Origin of the sequence: Bradyrhizobium sp. 172 (assembly GCF_023101065.1) — a bacterium.
GTDB classification, from domain to species: domain Bacteria; phylum Pseudomonadota; class Alphaproteobacteria; order Rhizobiales; family Xanthobacteraceae; genus Bradyrhizobium; species Bradyrhizobium canariense_D.
The window spans coordinates 2,366,686-2,382,580 of sequence record NZ_CP064701.1; the positions used below are offsets into that span (position 1 = coordinate 2,366,686).

The 15,895-nt window shown below is 61.9% G+C and carries 16 protein-coding genes and 1 pseudogene; 7 read left to right on the forward strand and 10 right to left on the reverse strand.

The genetic code is table 11. The features are described from left to right. Nucleotides 1–44: 44 nt before the first annotated feature. From IVB07_RS11175 to IVB07_RS11205, 7 genes are read right to left on the reverse strand one after another with little or no spacing between them, the layout of a single operon-like run. Entirely contained in the window at nucleotides 45–1,250 is a 1,206-nt protein-coding gene (locus tag IVB07_RS11175) for a phosphopentomutase (protein WP_204511965.1), read from the reverse strand. Beyond that, on the reverse strand, nucleotides 1,238–2,191 hold the full coding sequence (locus IVB07_RS11180) for a beta-xylosidase (RefSeq protein ID WP_018460369.1): 954 nt from the start codon (nucleotides 2,189–2,191) through the stop codon (nucleotides 1,238–1,240). The genes IVB07_RS11175 and IVB07_RS11180 overlap by 13 nt, the downstream gene beginning before the upstream one ends. After that, nucleotides 2,188–2,955: a TIGR04290 family methyltransferase gene (locus tag IVB07_RS11185; protein WP_018460368.1), complete on the reverse strand. Its 768-nt coding sequence runs from the start codon at nucleotides 2,953–2,955 to the stop codon at nucleotides 2,188–2,190. Before IVB07_RS11185 ends, IVB07_RS11180 begins: the two co-directional genes overlap by 4 nt. After that, complete coding sequence (locus tag IVB07_RS11190; RefSeq protein ID WP_018460367.1) at nucleotides 2,952–3,761, reverse strand: nucleotidyltransferase family protein; 810 nt, start codon at nucleotides 3,759–3,761, stop codon at nucleotides 2,952–2,954. The genes IVB07_RS11185 and IVB07_RS11190 overlap by 4 nt, the downstream gene beginning before the upstream one ends. 2 nt (nucleotides 3,762–3,763) lie before the next feature. Beyond that, on the reverse strand, nucleotides 3,764–4,867 hold the full coding sequence (locus tag IVB07_RS11195) for a glycosyltransferase (RefSeq protein WP_018460366.1): 1,104 nt from the start codon (nucleotides 4,865–4,867) through the stop codon (nucleotides 3,764–3,766). Continuing rightward, nucleotides 4,864–5,463, reverse strand: coding sequence for a histidine phosphatase family protein (locus tag IVB07_RS11200; protein ID WP_018460365.1), 600 nt, complete (start codon nucleotides 5,461–5,463; stop codon nucleotides 4,864–4,866). The genes IVB07_RS11195 and IVB07_RS11200 overlap by 4 nt, the downstream gene beginning before the upstream one ends. Next, nucleotides 5,463–6,563, reverse strand: a complete 1,101-nt coding sequence (locus tag IVB07_RS11205) for an inositol-3-phosphate synthase (protein WP_026234013.1) — start codon at nucleotides 6,561–6,563, stop codon at nucleotides 5,463–5,465. Before IVB07_RS11205 ends, IVB07_RS11200 begins: the two co-directional genes overlap by 1 nt. 354 nt (nucleotides 6,564–6,917) lie before the next feature. Between IVB07_RS11205 and IVB07_RS11210 the strand changes: the two genes are divergently transcribed. Together IVB07_RS11210 and IVB07_RS11215 are read left to right on the forward strand one after the other, a co-directional pair. After that, the gene (locus IVB07_RS11210; RefSeq protein WP_018460363.1) at nucleotides 6,918–7,205 is read left to right on the forward strand and encodes a hypothetical protein; all 288 of its coding nucleotides are present in this window, start codon (nucleotides 6,918–6,920) and stop codon (nucleotides 7,203–7,205) included. Between the two features lie 12 nt (nucleotides 7,206–7,217). After that, the gene (locus IVB07_RS11215) at nucleotides 7,218–8,180 is read left to right on the forward strand and encodes a hypothetical protein (RefSeq protein WP_245288576.1); all 963 of its coding nucleotides are present in this window, start codon (nucleotides 7,218–7,220) and stop codon (nucleotides 8,178–8,180) included. Here IVB07_RS11215 and IVB07_RS11220 read toward each other — a convergent pair. Both IVB07_RS11220 and IVB07_RS11225 read right to left on the reverse strand, forming a co-directional pair. Beyond that, the gene (locus IVB07_RS11220) at nucleotides 8,155–8,937 is read right to left on the reverse strand and encodes a Crp/Fnr family transcriptional regulator (RefSeq protein ID WP_085348983.1); all 783 of its coding nucleotides are present in this window, start codon (nucleotides 8,935–8,937) and stop codon (nucleotides 8,155–8,157) included. The two genes, IVB07_RS11215 and IVB07_RS11220, sit on opposite strands and share 26 nt — an antisense overlap. A 574-nt stretch (nucleotides 8,938–9,511) precedes the next feature. Then, nucleotides 9,512–10,519: a cupin domain-containing protein gene (locus IVB07_RS11225; RefSeq protein ID WP_198293418.1), complete on the reverse strand. Its 1,008-nt coding sequence runs from the start codon at nucleotides 10,517–10,519 to the stop codon at nucleotides 9,512–9,514. 209 nt (nucleotides 10,520–10,728) lie between these two features. Here IVB07_RS11225 and IVB07_RS11230 point away from each other — a divergent pair, with 209 nt between their 5' ends. From IVB07_RS11230 to IVB07_RS11250, 5 genes are all read left to right on the forward strand, one after another. Beyond that, nucleotides 10,729–11,286, forward strand: coding sequence for a methyltransferase domain-containing protein (locus tag IVB07_RS11230; protein ID WP_247295128.1), 558 nt, complete (start codon nucleotides 10,729–10,731; stop codon nucleotides 11,284–11,286). 51 nt (nucleotides 11,287–11,337) lie between these two features. Continuing rightward, nucleotides 11,338–11,763 carry a hypothetical protein gene (locus tag IVB07_RS11235; protein WP_018460358.1) on the forward strand — a complete coding sequence of 142 codons (426 nt, stop codon included), beginning with the start codon at nucleotides 11,338–11,340 and terminating at the stop codon, nucleotides 11,761–11,763. 154 nt (nucleotides 11,764–11,917) lie between these two features. Beyond that, nucleotides 11,918–12,520, forward strand: coding sequence for a methanethiol S-methyltransferase (mddA, locus tag IVB07_RS11240; protein ID WP_345946484.1), 603 nt, complete (start codon nucleotides 11,918–11,920; stop codon nucleotides 12,518–12,520). 316 nt (nucleotides 12,521–12,836) lie between these two features. Beyond that, nucleotides 12,837–14,012 (forward strand): helix-turn-helix transcriptional regulator, encoded by a 1,176-nt coding sequence (locus IVB07_RS11245; RefSeq protein WP_018460355.1) that lies wholly within the window; start codon nucleotides 12,837–12,839, stop codon nucleotides 14,010–14,012. Nucleotides 14,013–14,191: 179 nt separating this feature from the next. Further along, nucleotides 14,192–15,400, forward strand: a complete 1,209-nt coding sequence (locus IVB07_RS11250) for a multidrug effflux MFS transporter (protein ID WP_026234011.1) — start codon at nucleotides 14,192–14,194, stop codon at nucleotides 15,398–15,400. On the opposite strand, the pseudogene IVB07_RS11255 reads toward IVB07_RS11250, so the two are convergent. Next, nucleotides 15,397–15,812: pseudogene (locus IVB07_RS11255) on the reverse strand (RidA family protein). The gene IVB07_RS11250 and the pseudogene IVB07_RS11255 overlap by 4 nt on opposite strands. Nucleotides 15,813–15,895: the final 83 nt, after the last annotated feature.

Below are 15,895 nucleotides of genomic sequence, written 5' to 3' on the forward strand. Positions count from 1 at the left end.
TAACCTGGATCAATAACCCAGGTGAATCTGCGCGGTGCAGCAGGCTAAAAATACACGCCGTGACCCGGTGCCTGCAGCTCGAGATGGCTCGCGACCGTCGCGCCGATGTCCGCAAATCCGGCGCGCTTGCCGATCGGAGAAGTTAACCGCGCGCTCCACGCCAAAACCGGCACTTGTTCCCGCGTGTGATCGGTACCGCTCCAGGTCGGATCGCAACCATGATCAGCCGTGATGATCAGGAGATCATCCTCGCGCAGGCGGTTCAAAAGATCCGGAACTCGCGCATCGAAGGCTTCGAGCGCCGCTGCATAGCCTGCCACATCTCGGCGATGGCCGTACAGCGTGTCGAAATCGATGAAATTGGCGAACAACATCCCGCCCTCCGCGAGAGAGGCCAGCCCATCATACGTGGCATCGAACAGCGCTTGGTTGCCATCGCCGCGCAGGTTCCTCCCGGTGCCGCGATGGGCGAAGATGTCGTCGATCTTGCCGATCGTTACGATGTCACGGCCTGCGCTCTCGGCAAGATCGAGGATCGTTCGCTCCGGCGGGGGGACGGAGAAGTCCTTCCTGTGCGCTGTTCGCTTGAAGTCACCTACCGACGTGCCGATGAAGGGGCGTGCGATGACGCGCCCGATGTTGAGGGGGTCGACCAGTCGGCGTGCAACACGGCAGACCTCATAGAGGCGTTCGAGACCGAACGTCTCCTCGTGCGCTGCGATCTGAAACACGCTGTCGGCCGATGTATAGCAGATCGGTTCGCCCGTTCTGATGTGACGCTCGCCGAATTCGGCGATGATCTCCGTGCCGGAGGCGTGACAGTTCCCGAGGATGCCGGGCACTCGAGCCTGTTCGCACAGGCTCTCCGTCAGGTCGCGCGCGAAGCATGGCTTGGTTCTTGGAAAATAGCCCCAGTCGAATGGCACCGGCACGCCGGCGATCTCCCAATGGCCCGAGGGCGTGTCCTTGCCTTTGGAGATCTCGCTCGCGCAGCCAAATCGCGCATGCTCAGTTGGGCCATCGAGCCCCGGCGGCACGCGCCCGGTGGCGAGACGGCAAGCCTGGCCAAGGCCGAGCGCAACCAGATTGGGAAGCTGAAGCGGCCCCTCCCGGTGCGGTCCGTCGGCATTGCCGGCCATGCACATCTCGGCAATGTGGCCGACGGTATCGGCACCCTCGTCGCCGTAATTGATGGCATCGGGCGCGGCGCCGATCCCGACGGAGTCCATCACCAGGATCACGGCACGCATGTCGGCTCCGAGATGGCCGGGCGCGAAGACGCTGCGGACGGCGCGAGCCCGGTTTTCGCGCAATAGCGTTCGACCATCTGCGCGCAGAACTCGGCGAACTCGTTCACGTCGAGCGGCGGGCTGGTGTGATGAGGCTCGATACCCCGATGTTCCGGGGTGAAGCAGAAGGTCACCGTGACCTGAAACTCGGCCAGCGCGTCCATCTGCCGATCGAACCAGTCGAGCGCATTGGGACGGAAGCTGTCGGCCCAGGACAGGCCAGTCCTGAGATGCTGCACGCCCAGCCGGCGCATCCAGCGCACGGCGTCGTCGAGGCGGTGGTCCTCGAAGTGAAACCACTGGCACAGGCCCATCGCAGGTGCATATTGGGCGAACAGGTCCGCCGAGGCTTTCGGCGTTCCGTCCTCGCGTAGCAGGCCCATGTGAAAATGCCTGTAGTAGGATGAACCTTCAGCTTCCTTGTGCCGGGTCGTGGCCTCCCAACTCGAAGGCAGATCGTAGAGGCTGTACCAGTGAATGCGCGGAGCGCGGCCGATCAACAACTCCGCCGTTCGGGTCAGGCCCCAAGCCTGCACCTCCTCGGCGCCGAAAGACGAGACTCCCACCTCCGTGACCCAAACAGGCAGCGGGGTGACGGCCTTGATCTCGTCGATCTTGGCCGGCCATTCCGCGATCTGCCACAGGTTCCAGTCCAGCGGAAAGCCGTGCACGGCCACGACATCGACATGATCGAGTACGCCGCGCGCCTGCATGTTGCGCAGGAAGGACGGATCGATCGGCGATATGCCGCCAAGCACACGTGGGAGTGTGGGATGCGCGCTGCGGATCGCCTTTCCGGCAGCGAGCGACAGGCTCGCGAACATGGTCCAATCCGGATCGATCAGGATGTCCCAGTGCGACTTGTTGTTGGGCTCGTTCCAGATCTTGGCGGCTTCGATCATCGGCCAGTCTCCCGCGACGGATAAACCGGACCTTCCGCCTGCGGCCTTGTCACCCGTTTGCAGAGATAGACTTCCTCTTCCGGATGCGCCGCGATCGCAAAGCCGGCGCTGCGCAGCATGGCTTCGGCGCAGGCGCGGTTCGGCACCCACCAATTGGTGGGGTCGTCGGCATATTTGTTCTCGATGAAGTGCAGCTTTGGATAGCCCGGGGAATCGAACTGATCGGTGGTCCAGAAGTCATAGTTCTTGTCGAGGGAATCCACGCGGCTGTCGCCGCGCTGCATCGACTGGAACAGCAGGAGATCGTCAGCCACGTGCTCGTGGATCAGGTCGAGTGCCAGCAGAGGGTGCCGCAGGTGGTAGAGCACGCCCATGAAGATCACGAGATCGAATTTTTCGCGCAGCTGGCCGACATCATAGGCTGACATCTTGCGGAATTCGATCCTGAGCCCGTTCACCTCGGCCGCGAAGCGGGCTTGCGCGAGATATTCGTCGTCGGTGTCCAGGCCGAGGACGCGCTCGGCGCCGCGCCGCTTCATCTCCATGGCGTAGAAACCGGCATTGCAGCCGATATCGAGCACGGTCTTGCCTTCGAGGCGGTCCGGAATGATCCCGGAAAAGCGGCGCCATTTCACGTTGGGATAGTCGCCGAGAAAGTGTGAAGGCGCTGTCGGCACGCCGTTCAGGTCCAGATTGTGAAACCATGGCCCGAGCGCATCGACGCGCTGGCGGATTTCCTCGCGGGAGAGGGCGCCTCTGCTCATGCGGTCACTCCATTGTTCATTGCGGAGGCAGGGCGGATTGCCTCCGGCGAACCGCCGGCCAGCAGTCGAGAGCGTCCGTTCCCGGCGGAGCTTTCCGCGAGCAACGCCATTGCCGTCCGGTAGCCATCGATGGTGCCGACGTCGACATAGGATTCGCCGGCCTTGACGCCGAGACCCTGGCCGCCGCCCGCGATGTAGGCATTGACGAGCGTCCCGAAATATTCATCGCGGCGGTCGCGCTTCGTCCACAACGACTGAAGCTCGCGAAATCCGTGGCCGGACATCTTGAAGGCGCCCCATATCCATTTCGACACCGCATCCGGCTGCTTGACCTGGATCTCCGTGACGCGATCGCCGTCGAGCACGACGGCATCGAAGAACTCGGGATGTTCGACCGGAAACAGCAGAAACGACAGGTCGGCGGCCGGCAACGTCTGCAAGGCCGCCTTTGGGAACCATACGGTATCCGGAAGTCCGACCAGGACGTCTTCGTCGTGGCCAACGACCGTGCCCGCCCTGAACACGGCATCGCACAGCCCCGACGCATCGGGCTGCACGACATAGGCGAGCTGGGCGCTGCCATAATGATCGCCGAAATATTCGAGGATGTCCGATTTGCCGGGGGAGATCACGAAGCAGATCTTGTCGGCGCCCCCAAGGATCAGCCGCTCCAGCAGATATTCGGAGACGGCGCACGGACGGTCGATGCCGTCGTCCCGTTGGCTTCCGACCGGAAGCAACTCCTTGGAGAAGGCGAGCGGCTGGATGCGGCTGCCGCGGCCCGCGGCCGGAACGATGCCCCACATGATCAGGCCTCCTCGGGTTGCTGTCGGCGCGCGCCGAGCGATGCCGTCTGCTCGAGCAGCCAAATCAGTTCGGCTGCGCGCTTGTCGGATGTGTGCTGATCCATGGTCCGTTCATAGGCGCGCCCGGCAATGTGCTGAAGCTCGGCGTCGGCCATCGTCAACGCAGCAAGCGTGTCCTTCGCATCGCATGCGATCAGGATCTCCTGCCCAGGTACAAAGAATTCATCGAGTCCCGGCCAGTCGTCGCTGAGCAGCGGGGCCTTGCAGGCAGCGGCTTCGAACAGGCGGCCGGAGGGGCACCAGCCCATCTCGGCCATGGCGCGGCGCGTGACGTTGAGTGTCAGCCGGGATGACGCAAAGAACGCCGCGTGCTCCGACGGCGGCAAGTGCTGCACGAAGTAGATGTTTGGCGACCAGGGAAAATCTTCCGGATATTGTGCACCTCCAATCAGGAAGCGCAGATCCTGCCTGTTACGTGCGGGTTCGACGAACAGAGCCTCGAGTGCGCGCTGGCGATCCTGCGAATATGTGCCGAGATAGGACAGATCCGCACGGTAATGCGGCTGCGACGGCACCGGCCGATGGATGTCCGTATCGACGTGTCCGTAGAGCGGGCGGACGTTGCAGGCGCCGAGCCTGTCGCGAAATTCGTTGCAGATGCGGGAGCCGCCGGTGAAGCTCAGGACCAGGGCGAAATCCCGCAGGCCGCGCGGCCCGATATAGGGAACGGCCTCGCCGGCCATCAGCTTCGTCAGCGTGACCGGCGTGTCGAGGTCATAGAACACAGGCACCGCACGACCCTCGGACAGGACAAGCTCTGTCGCGGCGATCGCGTCGGGACAATAGGACGTTATGATCGCGACATCTGCATCACGGATTTCGCTCCGCGCCAAAGGCAGCACATCGTCCCAGTTCGAGAACAGTCGCAATTGCCCGCCGGGCAGTTCGTGCAAATCCCGCGCGCCCGCGTAGTAGGGCACGTCGCGCTCGAAAAAGACGACGCTGTGGCCGGCTCGCGCGAGATGCTTGCAAAGCCCTCGCCACAGGGTGGCGTGACCGTTGCCCCAGGACGAGGAAATTGTCAGGCCGAAAATGACGATCTTCACGCTGGCACCCGCTGATTGATCCCGGTGATCTTGAGTCCGCGATTGTCCACGCTGAGGGTGCTGACGCTGCCGGGGTCGATCTCGATCGAGAGGAAGTCGTCGAGCTCTTTCCGGGAATAGTGCAGCAGCGCCGCGCGGATCGGTTCGGCATGGCTGACGGCGACGACGACGGTGCCGCTACCATGATCGTTGCGCAGCTGCTCCAGATGGGCGACGACGCGCTTCTGAAGCGACCGCATGCTTTCGCCCCCCGGCGGGCGGTTCGTTCCGCGTTGTTCGTTCCAGCGCGACCAGCGGGGATCCCGGGCGAGCGCCTCGAACGACAGTCCGGTCCATTCGCCGTAGTCGAGCTCGTCGAGTGCCGGCACGATCTCGACCGGCAAGCCGAAGCGCGCCGCCAGGATGCAGGCCGACTGCATGCAGCGCCGCTGCGGGCTCGACTGAACCATGCTCGGCGGGGGCGTGAAAGTATCGGCGCATCGCGCGATTTCCTCGCAGCCGAGATCATCGAGCTCTACGCCCTTCATCCGGCCACAGAGCGTGCGGCCGAGCAGGGCATGATGCCCGTGGCGGATCAGATGAATGATCTTCGCCATCAGGTATACGCCTTGTCGTCGATGAAGGCGCGCGTTCGCCGTCCGGCCTCTTCGTCCGTGAACTGCTGAGGCGGCGACTTCATGAAATAGCTCGAGGGGCCCGTCAGCGCGCCGGCCTGCCCGCGGTCCATGGCGAGCTTGGCGCAGCGGACCGCGTCGATCACGACACCCGCCGAGTTCGGGGAGTCCCAGACTTCGAGCTTGACTTCCGCGCTCAAGGGAACACCGCCGAACGTGGTGCCCTCCAGGCGGATAAAGGCCAGCTTGCGGTCGGTCAGCCACGGCACATGGTCGCTCGGGCCGACATGGATATTATCGGCATCCATGGGCACGTCGAACTGGCTGGTTACGGCTTGGGTTTTGGAGATCTTCTTTGATGTCAGCCGCTCGCGCTCGAGCATGTTCTTGAAATCGGTGTTGCCGCCGATGTTGAGCTGGTAGGTTCTGTCCAGCCGTACGCCGCGTTCACGGAAGAGATTGGCGAGCACACGGTGCAGAATGGTGGCGCCGACCTGGCTCTTGATGTCGTCGCCGACGATCGGCAGGCCTGCATCCTCGAAACGCCGCCGCCAGTCGGGATTCGAGGCAATGAAGACGGGGATGCAATTGACGTAGCCGCAGCCGGCCTCGATCGCGCGCGCGGCGTAAAATTCGCTCGCACGCTGCGAGCCGACGGGAAGATAGGACACAAGCACGTCCGTGCGCGAGGTCGCGAGCACTTCGGAGACGTCGGCTTCCGGGACATCCGCAATCGGGACGTCGTCCTTTAGATAATGGCCGACACCGTCCATGACGGGGCCGCGTTGGACCATGACGCCGGTGGGGGCGACGTCGGAGAAGCGGTGCGTGTTGTTCGGCGCTGCGAAGATCGCCTCGGCCACGTCGCGTCCGACCTTGCCGGCATGGACGTCGAAGGCCGACGCGACCTGAATGTCGCTGATGTGGTAGCCGCCGAGATCGGCGTTCATCAGCCCAGGCACCGGTTCATTCGATTTGGCGTCCCGGTAATAGGAGAGCCCTTGAACGAAGGAGCTCGCACAATTGCCGACACCGACGATGCCGACGCGCACGCGCCGCCTGTCCTGAAGACGAGAATGCATGGCTAGAGGCCCTCCGGAAGACGTGCAGCGTTAAGGCATGCAGTGTTGAAGAGATGCAGTGTTGACGTAAGTACGTCGGCGAACGTGGGGAACGTATGTTCGTTCCTGAACTCACTGCACTATGTCCGCCTCACGTCGGATTCCGGCCGAAAAAATCTCGCGCGCTTAACCTGGGATAGAATCCCGGGCGGGTTGGTGGGAACGAAAAGCTTCCATGATGAAGATGAAGAAGATGATGTTTTGAGAGAGTCCGGCCTACGAAAGAACAAATGCTCGCGCCCGGCGTTCACGGCGAAACAGTCCGACGCGAGGGCCGATCCGTCGCTCGCTCCTTGTCAGCAATCGAGGTGTCACATGTCATCCAAATCACAAACCAGCGAAGCCCAGCAGACCACCAGCCATGATGTGATCCGGAAATGGGCGGAGGAGCGCGGCGGAAAGCCTGCAACGGTCAAGGCCACGGAGGAGGACGGACACGCCGGTATCCTGCGCATCGATTTCGATCCGCCCGACGAAGGTCTCGATCGGATCAGCTGGGACGAATTCTTCGCCAAGTTCGACGAGGCCGGCATTGCCTTCCTCCATCAGGACCAGACCAAGGATGGGAAGCCGAGCCGCTTTCACAAATTCGTACGGCGCTAGTTGGATCACCACGTGTCGGGCAGCTGGACCGAGGCGATGCGGGCAGGCGACTTCGAACGCGCCTGGGCAATCAATGACCGCGATCTGGCAATGCTTGCGTATCCACCCAAGCACACCGGGCCGCGTCACCTGCAGCGGATCTGGCGTGGTGAGGAACTGAGGGGCAAGGATGTGCTGGTCCGCTGCTACCACGGGCTCGGCGACACTATCCAGTTCCTGCGCTTCATGCGGCCGCTTCGTGACGTCGCGCGCCGCGTCACGGTCTGGTGCCAGGGCGAGCTTCTGCCGCTGGTCGAGCGAGCGGCTGGCGTCGATCGGGCCTTCGCGCTCCATGATGGTGCACCTGAGGTCGACTTCGAGGTCGATATCGAGATTATGGAGGTGCCGCATGCCATAAGGGCGAGGCGAGAGCAGGTCGAGATGCGCGCACCTTACCTGTCGTTGCCGACCAAGGTCGAACCAGCGCTCCCGCAAGACCGAGGTCTCGAACTCAGGGGCCTTGCCGTGGGCCTGGTTTGGGAAGTCGGCAATTGGGACAAGCGGAGGACCGTTCCGCCGTCCCTGTTGGGACATCTTGCCGTTCCCGGCGTGACGCTCTGCTCACTGCAACGCGGGGCCCGAACGTGCGAACTGGCCGAGATCGGCGCGAGGGACGTCAGCACGCCTGACGTTACGGTTCTCGGTCATCTCCTCCAGCGGCTCGATCTCGTCATTTGCGTCGACACTATGGTGGCCCATCTCGCGGGAGCACTCGGCTGTGAGGCGTGGGTCTTATTGCATGCGGATTGCGACTGGCGCTGGCCGGCATCCGAGGCCCATTCCCTTTGGTATCCGAGCCTGCGGCTGTTTCATCAGAGGACACCAGGCAACTGGGATAGCGTCCTTGAAGAGGTGCGGGAGGCCCTGATTGCACGCTCCGCAAGTTTCCAAGGTGTCGTCCGAAAGGAGCTCAAGCGAGCGCAAGGTCCGCCGTAAGTGGCCTGAGACGCGAGGACGACGCATCGTCGCGGCTGGACGAAATGCTCAGGTAAGTCGGATCGAATCTTGCGAGCCGCACGAGTCCCTGCCAGTCCGTGATCGTTACCGTCTTGCCCTGCCATTGCAGGAGATTGCATCGTCGCAGTTCCTGAATCGTGCGGTTGGCGTGGACCGGGGAGATGCTGCATGCTGCCGCAAGGTCCGATTGGGTGAAGGGTGACGGCAGTCTGAAATCTCTCGCCAAGCCGACGCTTTGCAGCCGGGTGGTGATCTCGCACAGCAGATGCGCCACGCGCGTCAATGCATCACGGCTACCCAGGTTCACTGTCCAGTTGCGCTGAATGGCGTGGGTGGTGAGCAGCATCAGCAGCAATGCGCGAGACATCGCGGGCGAACGCGCGGACAAATCGTGAAAGAAGCGGTGTGGCACGAGAGCGACGATGGCAGGGCCGAGCGCGATCAGGTTGCCGTCAACGCGAGGACGATAAAGCGTGTGTAGATCGGCGATGTCACCGGGAACATGGATTGACGTGATCTGCCCGTCCGCACTCTCTGCATCCTGCCACGACAGATATCCCTGAAGGAGCAGGCAGCACTGGGTGGCATCATCGCCATGCCGCAAAACGGCCTGACGCGAACCGAGATGCGCGATTGTGCTTGCCATGTCCGCGAGCAGGTGGAGATCGTCGGCCGTTACGGGAGTGAGGCTCGCCAACCGGTCGGCGAGCTTGGAGAACGCAAATCCTGCCTGCATTGGTCGCCTAATAACTCAGAACCCGTCCCCAATTTGATCGATGAGAACGACAGAGCGCATTAAACTTTGATAGTTTTACTCCATGCAGGTCATTGTTTGTCTGCCCAGCATGCGCCCAGAAGTGCGAGGGCGATCGGTCAAACGGTTCCGGAATAGTAGACGGCGCATGCGATCGTCCTCAAGGATCGGACGATTCGGGAACCGGAAGCGCGAGTCGCGCTCAGGCGAAGCATCTGTGTTTCTCGCGGCGGGATCCGCGGAGATCGCGCTAGTCATGCTCATACTGTTCCGAGAGAAACTGATTGATCGCGTCGAAGGCCTGCAACCGGTTCTTCTCCAGCAGGACCATGTGCGTGCCTTCGCCGATCTCGACCCGTCGCCGATATCGCGCGGGTTTGTGCGCACTGAAATTGGCGTGCGTGACGCGTGCCCGTGCTCCAGGTCCACGCCGAGGGCACTAGGACGTGCGTATCAGCTGGTCACATGCTCCGCTGTGCGAGATAGACAAGAGGTGCGATTCCGACCGTCCAGGGCCGGTTTGACCCGCTACGGCTCTCGCCGCGACGGCGACGCATCATTTCCTGATCGTCCCCCTATGGAGGCTCGTTCTGAAACTTGACGCTTGCGCAATCAATTGCGTTGTCAGCGTTGCCGCCATCGCGCAGGCGCCAGGCCGAATTCCCGGCTGAATGCTTCTCCGGATCCGTAACCCACTTCCTCTGCGATTTGGTCGATCGGCTTGCGTGTTTCTCGTAGGCTCACCTTGGCTGCCTGAAGCCGCCAGATGGTCAGATACCGGATTGGTGGCACCCCGATCAGGGTTGTGAAGCGGTCGACGAAGGCGCTCCGCGACATCGAGACTTCTCTCGCAAGGGACTTCCGCGGACCACGGCAGCCCGACGTTATGATGAATGGAGGCGAGCGCGCGTCCGATTTTCGGATCGGCAATCCCCTTCAGCCATCCTCCATCTTGATCGGTGTATGTCACGGAATATTGCCGCATCGCCTCTACGAACAGCAGTTCGGAAAGCCGAGACATCAGGTTTGACGAGGCGAACCTGCCGGCCGTCAGTTCGCCGGCTGCATATCGCACTGAAGCCTCGATCCAGTCGCGTGCGACCCCCTCGCGAATGTCGAGCTTCAGCACTCTTGGCAGGGCCGCGATCAACGGATTATAGGTTTCCTCGCTGCCGAGAAAACCGCACACGATTTGCGCCGGCTCACCGCCTCCGCCGTGCATAATTTTTGCCAGCCCCCCATCCGGTGACGGCTGAATGAGATGACGCGCGTTTGTCGGTACCAGACCCGCGTCGCTGGCGAGTGTATGAACATCGTTTCTGGGCAGCAGTACGATCTCGCCGGCCCGCACCTCGACTGTAGGTTCGCTGTCGACGCTGAGCAGAAATTTTCCGGCGATGACGAAGTGGTAAGCGATCAGCAGCGAGGGCTTGACCGCGAAGGTCACGCAGTCCTCAGCGACGATCTGCGTATGGACGCTCCACGGCGCGGTGAACCGCGCATCCAGAAAAATGCCGCCGGTCAGGCGAACCGATCGAAGCACTTCCGATAGCGGATCGATCATTAGGCTAATCTCAGATTTGGACGATCGGTCAACTGATCCGGCTGGGCGATCATTCACCGTGGCGGTCCCCGCGCTTATACGGGGCTCATGAATGAACTGCCAAGCAACCGATTCCTCCACGTTTCCTTGAGACGCTGTCCAGACGGTCAGGCGGACGCGGAACCGGTTGCGGAAGAATGGAAAAGCGGGACGCCACGACGGGGTTCTGGATGGCAACCAAGCAGACGGATATCCCGATCATGAGCATCGCGCAGGCTACCGCAACCGTCACGCCGTATATCGATTTCTGGAACGCTGTACTGGCTCCGAAATTCAATGCGTGGCGGCACATCCTCGCCGGCGGCCTTCACCTGCATAGCGCTAAAGTCTTCCCGTCGCTGCCGATCAGAGCCGGCGACAGGGCCCTGGATGTGGGATGTGGCTGGGGCGACACCGCAATTGAACTTGCGCGGCGCGTCGGACCGACCGGATCCGTCCTCGGCCTCGATTGCTGCAATGCCTTCCTCGACGTCGGCCGCGCAGATGCGAAGGAGGCAGGGGTGACCAATCTCAGCTTTCTCGAAGCGGATGTTCAGACCCATCCGTTCGAGCCGGTACATGATTTTTGCTTCTCTCGCTTTGGAACCCAGTTCTTCGAAAACCCAACGGCTGGCTTGAGCAACTTGCGATTTGCGCTCAAGCCGGGTGGACTGATGACGATGGTCGTCTGGCGCGAACGGGCGGACAATCCGTGGCTTACACTGTCGAAGGAGGTTCTGCTTCGCTAGCTGCCCCCCGTCAGGGAAGACGCTGCAACCTGCGGGCCCGGACCGTTTTCTATGACCGATCCCGAGGCCGTGACTCGGCAATTGATGATTGCCGGCTACGGCGGCATCAGGTTCGAACGGATCGATGCCGAAGTCTTGGTCGGGCGAGATCTTGACGAAGCGGTCGCGTTTCAGCTCGCGATCGGTCCCGCAGGGGAGGTTTATCGCGAAGCCGGTCCGAAGGCTGCTCGTTTGTTTGATACGCTGGTGGCGGCCTTGAAGGACGAGTTGAAACAATTCGTCCGCCCTGAAGGCGTGATGATGAATTCAAGCTCTTGGATGGTCACCGTGCAGAATCCGGGATCACCGCCGCGGCCCCGGGGTGACGTACCCGCGCCAGTCGCTGCTCGAAATCTCTTCATTGTAAGCACCGCCGCAGCCGCCGCCGCTATCGGACGAATCGATGCAAAAAAAATGAACTCTCTGGGAGAAGATTGATGGCAGGTCTAGTTGCGGTCCTCTACGGCACTGCCGCTTACGGTGTCACGCTCGTCGCCTTGCTCTATCTCACTGGCTTCACCGGGAACCTGCTCCTCCAAAGTCTATCGATTCCGGGGCCATTGGTCCGGTTCTGGCAAGCATTGTTATCGATGTGCTGCTAATCGGAGTGTTCGCGATCCAGCACAGCGTGATGGCGCGTCAGGGCTTCAAGCGCTGGTGGACGCGAATCGTGCCGGCTTCGGTCGAGCGCAGCACCTACGTGCTGTTCGCCAGCTTTGCACTGCTGTTGCTGTACTGGCAGTGGCAGCCGATCCCCACGCCGGTCTGGACCGTGAACCACCCGGTCGCGGCGGGGGCGATCGACGCCGTCTTCTGGCTGGGTTGGGTCGTGCTGGTGGTCAGCACGTTTCTTCTCAATCATTTCGAGTTGTTCGGCCTCAGCCAGGTGTTCATGCACCTGTTCGGTAAACAACCGCCCGAAGCCAAATTCCGCACGCCGTTGCTCTACCGGTATGTCCGCCATCCGATCTATCTCGGCATCCTGCTCGCAGTCTGGGCCACGCCTGCGATGACGGTCGGTCATCTGGTCTATTCGCTTGGCATCACAGCCTACATCCTGATCGGCATTCAGTTGGAAGAGCACGATCTGATCCAGCAGTTCGGCAACCGGTATCGCCGCTACCGCCGTCACGCGGCCATGCTCGTCCCGCTTTCATGCCGAAGCTTCGCCGCGTCCCAGGACGCCGACATCTGACCCGAGACGCTCGTCAAGACAGGCCAATCAGTCCGCAAGCAGGGGTGGATTCAAGCGGCGCGGCGTCCGGTCGCAGCCGTATCGACACGGCCAGGGCGGCGTGCGCATCGCGTTCTGATCAACTCATTTCAACCTGCGGCGTCCGGCCAAGAGGATCACCGACCGCATGACCATCCTCCATTTGAAGGATGGCCGATATTCCCTGCGGCTCCGGTGGGACACGATCAAAATGATTTGAGCGCGATACCGGCTCGCTATCAGCGGAAAAGCTTAAAGTTGTCTCACAGCTATCCTCACACCGGGGGCGCGTCTTCGAATGAACAGGGTTTCACATCCGCGGTCGGTTTCGGAATCGTCGAAAGACAATTCAGATGATCAGCAGCAACTGAGCGACCTGATCAGCGTCATCTACGATGCCGCCATCGATCCCTCTCGTTGGGAAGACGCCATCGTCAGCATCGTGCAATTCGTTGGCGGCGCAGCAGGCGGGCTGTTCTGCAAGGACGTCGGTGTCCAGCACGCCACGGTGCCCCATCGCTTTGGATTTGACGTGCCGTTGCGGGTCGAACTCTTTCGGCAGATTTATTCCTCCGCGGAGGGGCACTTTCTCGGTGACCTCGAGCAGCCGATCGCGACGACCGATTTGATGTCTTTCGCAGCACTCACCCAGAGTGAACTATACCGGCAGTGGGCCGAGCCCCAGGGGCTTGTCGATTTTGTCAGCGCGGTTGTCGACAGGACCACGGTCAGCACAGCTATTTTCGGGGTCTTCCGCCACCGGCGAAATGGGCTCGTCGACGAGCACGCGCGCCGGCAAATGAGGCTGATCGCGCCGCATATCAGGCGTGCCGTCGTGATCGGCAAGATGTTCGAGTTCAAGGCCGCTGAACTCGCGACGTTCGTTGACACGCTGGACGGGCTCGGTGCTGGCATGTATCTCGTCGATCCCGGTGGACGTCTCATTCACGCCAATACGGCCGGCAATGCCATTCTCGACGCTCGTGATATTCTGAGTTCCGTGGGCGGGCGGCTGGTCGCCAGCGATCCTCAGGTCGACCGCACCCTGCGAGATGTCTTCGCCACCGCGGGGCAGGGCGATGCCGCACTTGGTATAAGGGGCATCGCGTTGCCGCTGACCGGCAGGGAGGGCGACCGCTATGTGGCCCATGCATTGCCCCTCACGTCAGGCGCGCGTCGGCGTGCTGGTATTGTTTACACCGCCACGGCGGCCTTGTTCGTTCGCAAGGCGTCGCTGGCGGTTGCTTCTATTCCCGGAGCCATCGGCAGCGCGTTCAAGCTGACGCCGACCGAACTCCGCGTGTTGCTGGCCATCGTCGAGGTCGGTGGCGTTCCTGAGGTCGCTATGGCGTTCGGGGTCGCCGATAGCACGGTTAGGACGCATGTCAGCCGGTTGTTTGAAAAAACAGGCACCGCGCGCCAGGCGGATCTCGTCAAGCTGGTTGCAGGCTATACGACGCCCCTGGCGGGATAGGAGAGAGGGCGCTCATTGCAGCACCCAGAAGCAGCAAATATTTGCGCGCTCCTCCCACATTCGCAGGACGACACCCAAGCAGTGGTTGTTCAGGATGGCATGCGTCCGGCCAGCATGCAGTGGGTAGGTGATCAGGCGTCCCTGCCTCGCCGCATCTGGACAGGACTTGGGAGCGCAGCATGTCCATTGAAGTCGAGGGCACGGTTTCTGCGGCGGGGCACGGACGTCAAGCAGGGGCGGCGGCGCGCAGAATAGTGATTTGTGCCCTGGCGGCGACAGGAATCCTTGCGACCAACATCTTCTTGCCTTCGCTGCCGGTCATCGCGGACGATTTGCATGTATCCAGCGCGGCGGTCACGTCGGCCTTCACGATCTTTCTGGCGATTTTCGCCATAGGGCAATTGATTGCCGGCCCGCTGTCGGACCGGTTCGGGCGACGCATGCCGATTCTGATAGGGCTCGGAATTTTCATCGCCGGTACGATCTGGTGCGCTTTCGCGCGCGATCTATCGAGCCTGCTGATCGGCCGATCAATGCAGGCTTGCGGCGCATGTGCGGCTTCGGTGCTTTCACGTGCGATCGCCCGGGATCTGTTCGATGGCCAGGCACTTGCAAAGGTCATGGCCTCGATCACCATGGCAACCGCGGCCGCCCCAGGCTTTTCACCGCTGCTGGGGAGTGCGCTCGATCTATTCTTTGGCTGGCGCTCGGAATTTGCCTTTGTCGCGGCCTTCGCGCTCTGCACGGCTTTGGCCTATGCGACCTTCGTCGGCGAAACCAATGACGGCGCGCGTCGTTCTCTGAATCCGCTCAAAATTGCCGGCTTCTATCTGGAGCTTGTTCGGGATCGCCGGTTCGTTGCGCCTGCTAGAACCGCTGGACTGGTGATGGCCGGTCTTTTCGCGATTTTCTCCAGCGCGCCGCGGGTGCTGCTCGAATCGTTTGGATTCTTGCCAATCAAACTTGGTGAGCTATTTGCGGGCGTGGTCTTCCTGGTGTTTGCGGCCGGCATGCTGGCGCCTAGGCTATCGGCGCGGGTTGGTTCCTGCCGTGCGACGTCGGTCGGCTTGGGACTAACCGTCCTCGGAGGCGCCGGGCTGCTTTGCGCGGTGCTGCTCGCGAACGGCGCGCTGCTGCCATTTCTGTTAGCGGCTTCCGTCTTTCTGTTCGGCGTGGGAATAGTGAGCCCGCTGTCGAGCGCGGCAGCGCTGTCGCCGTTTGGCAGCAAGGCCGGTATCGCCGCAGCCCTGTTCGGATTCTCGCAAATGGCGGGCGCTGCATGCGGTGCCTCTCTCGCGGCGATTGTCGCCAGCGATCCGGCCGTCGGGCTAGGAATCGTGCTGACAGTAACGTCGCTCGTGGCGGTTATCCTTCACGAGCGGCGCTAATCTGAGGTGGATCTTGCCGAGAACACAATGGGTTTGGTGTGAGGTTCTTTGCGGCGCCCTGGCATGCCTCGAGCGGCGATGGCCGTGATCTCGAGTTTGACGCCGGGACCGAGATCCGCCACGCCGATTGCGGCGCGCGCCGGCAGATGAGCCTCTGCAAAATGCGCCTTCCAGGCCGCGTTGAAGTCTGCCTTCTCCTTGAGGCTCGTCATGTAGATGGTCACCTGCAAGACGTCCTCAGATCGGATCCGAGGGTCTTGAGCAGCTGCGCCAACTGCCCGAGGACGTCATTTGCCTGGCCCGACATGTCGAGGCTCGTGTCCTCTGGGACGATTCCACCGATGTAGAGCACGCCATGATGCTCGACCACTTCGTGGAGCAGACCCTCGTAGGGCAAGACGCGCTTGATCATGATGGGACCGATGTTGTGTGTGACGGGCGGCATATCGCACATTTCAATGTCAGTGTCGTCGCAAAGAGATCTCGCGCCAAGTC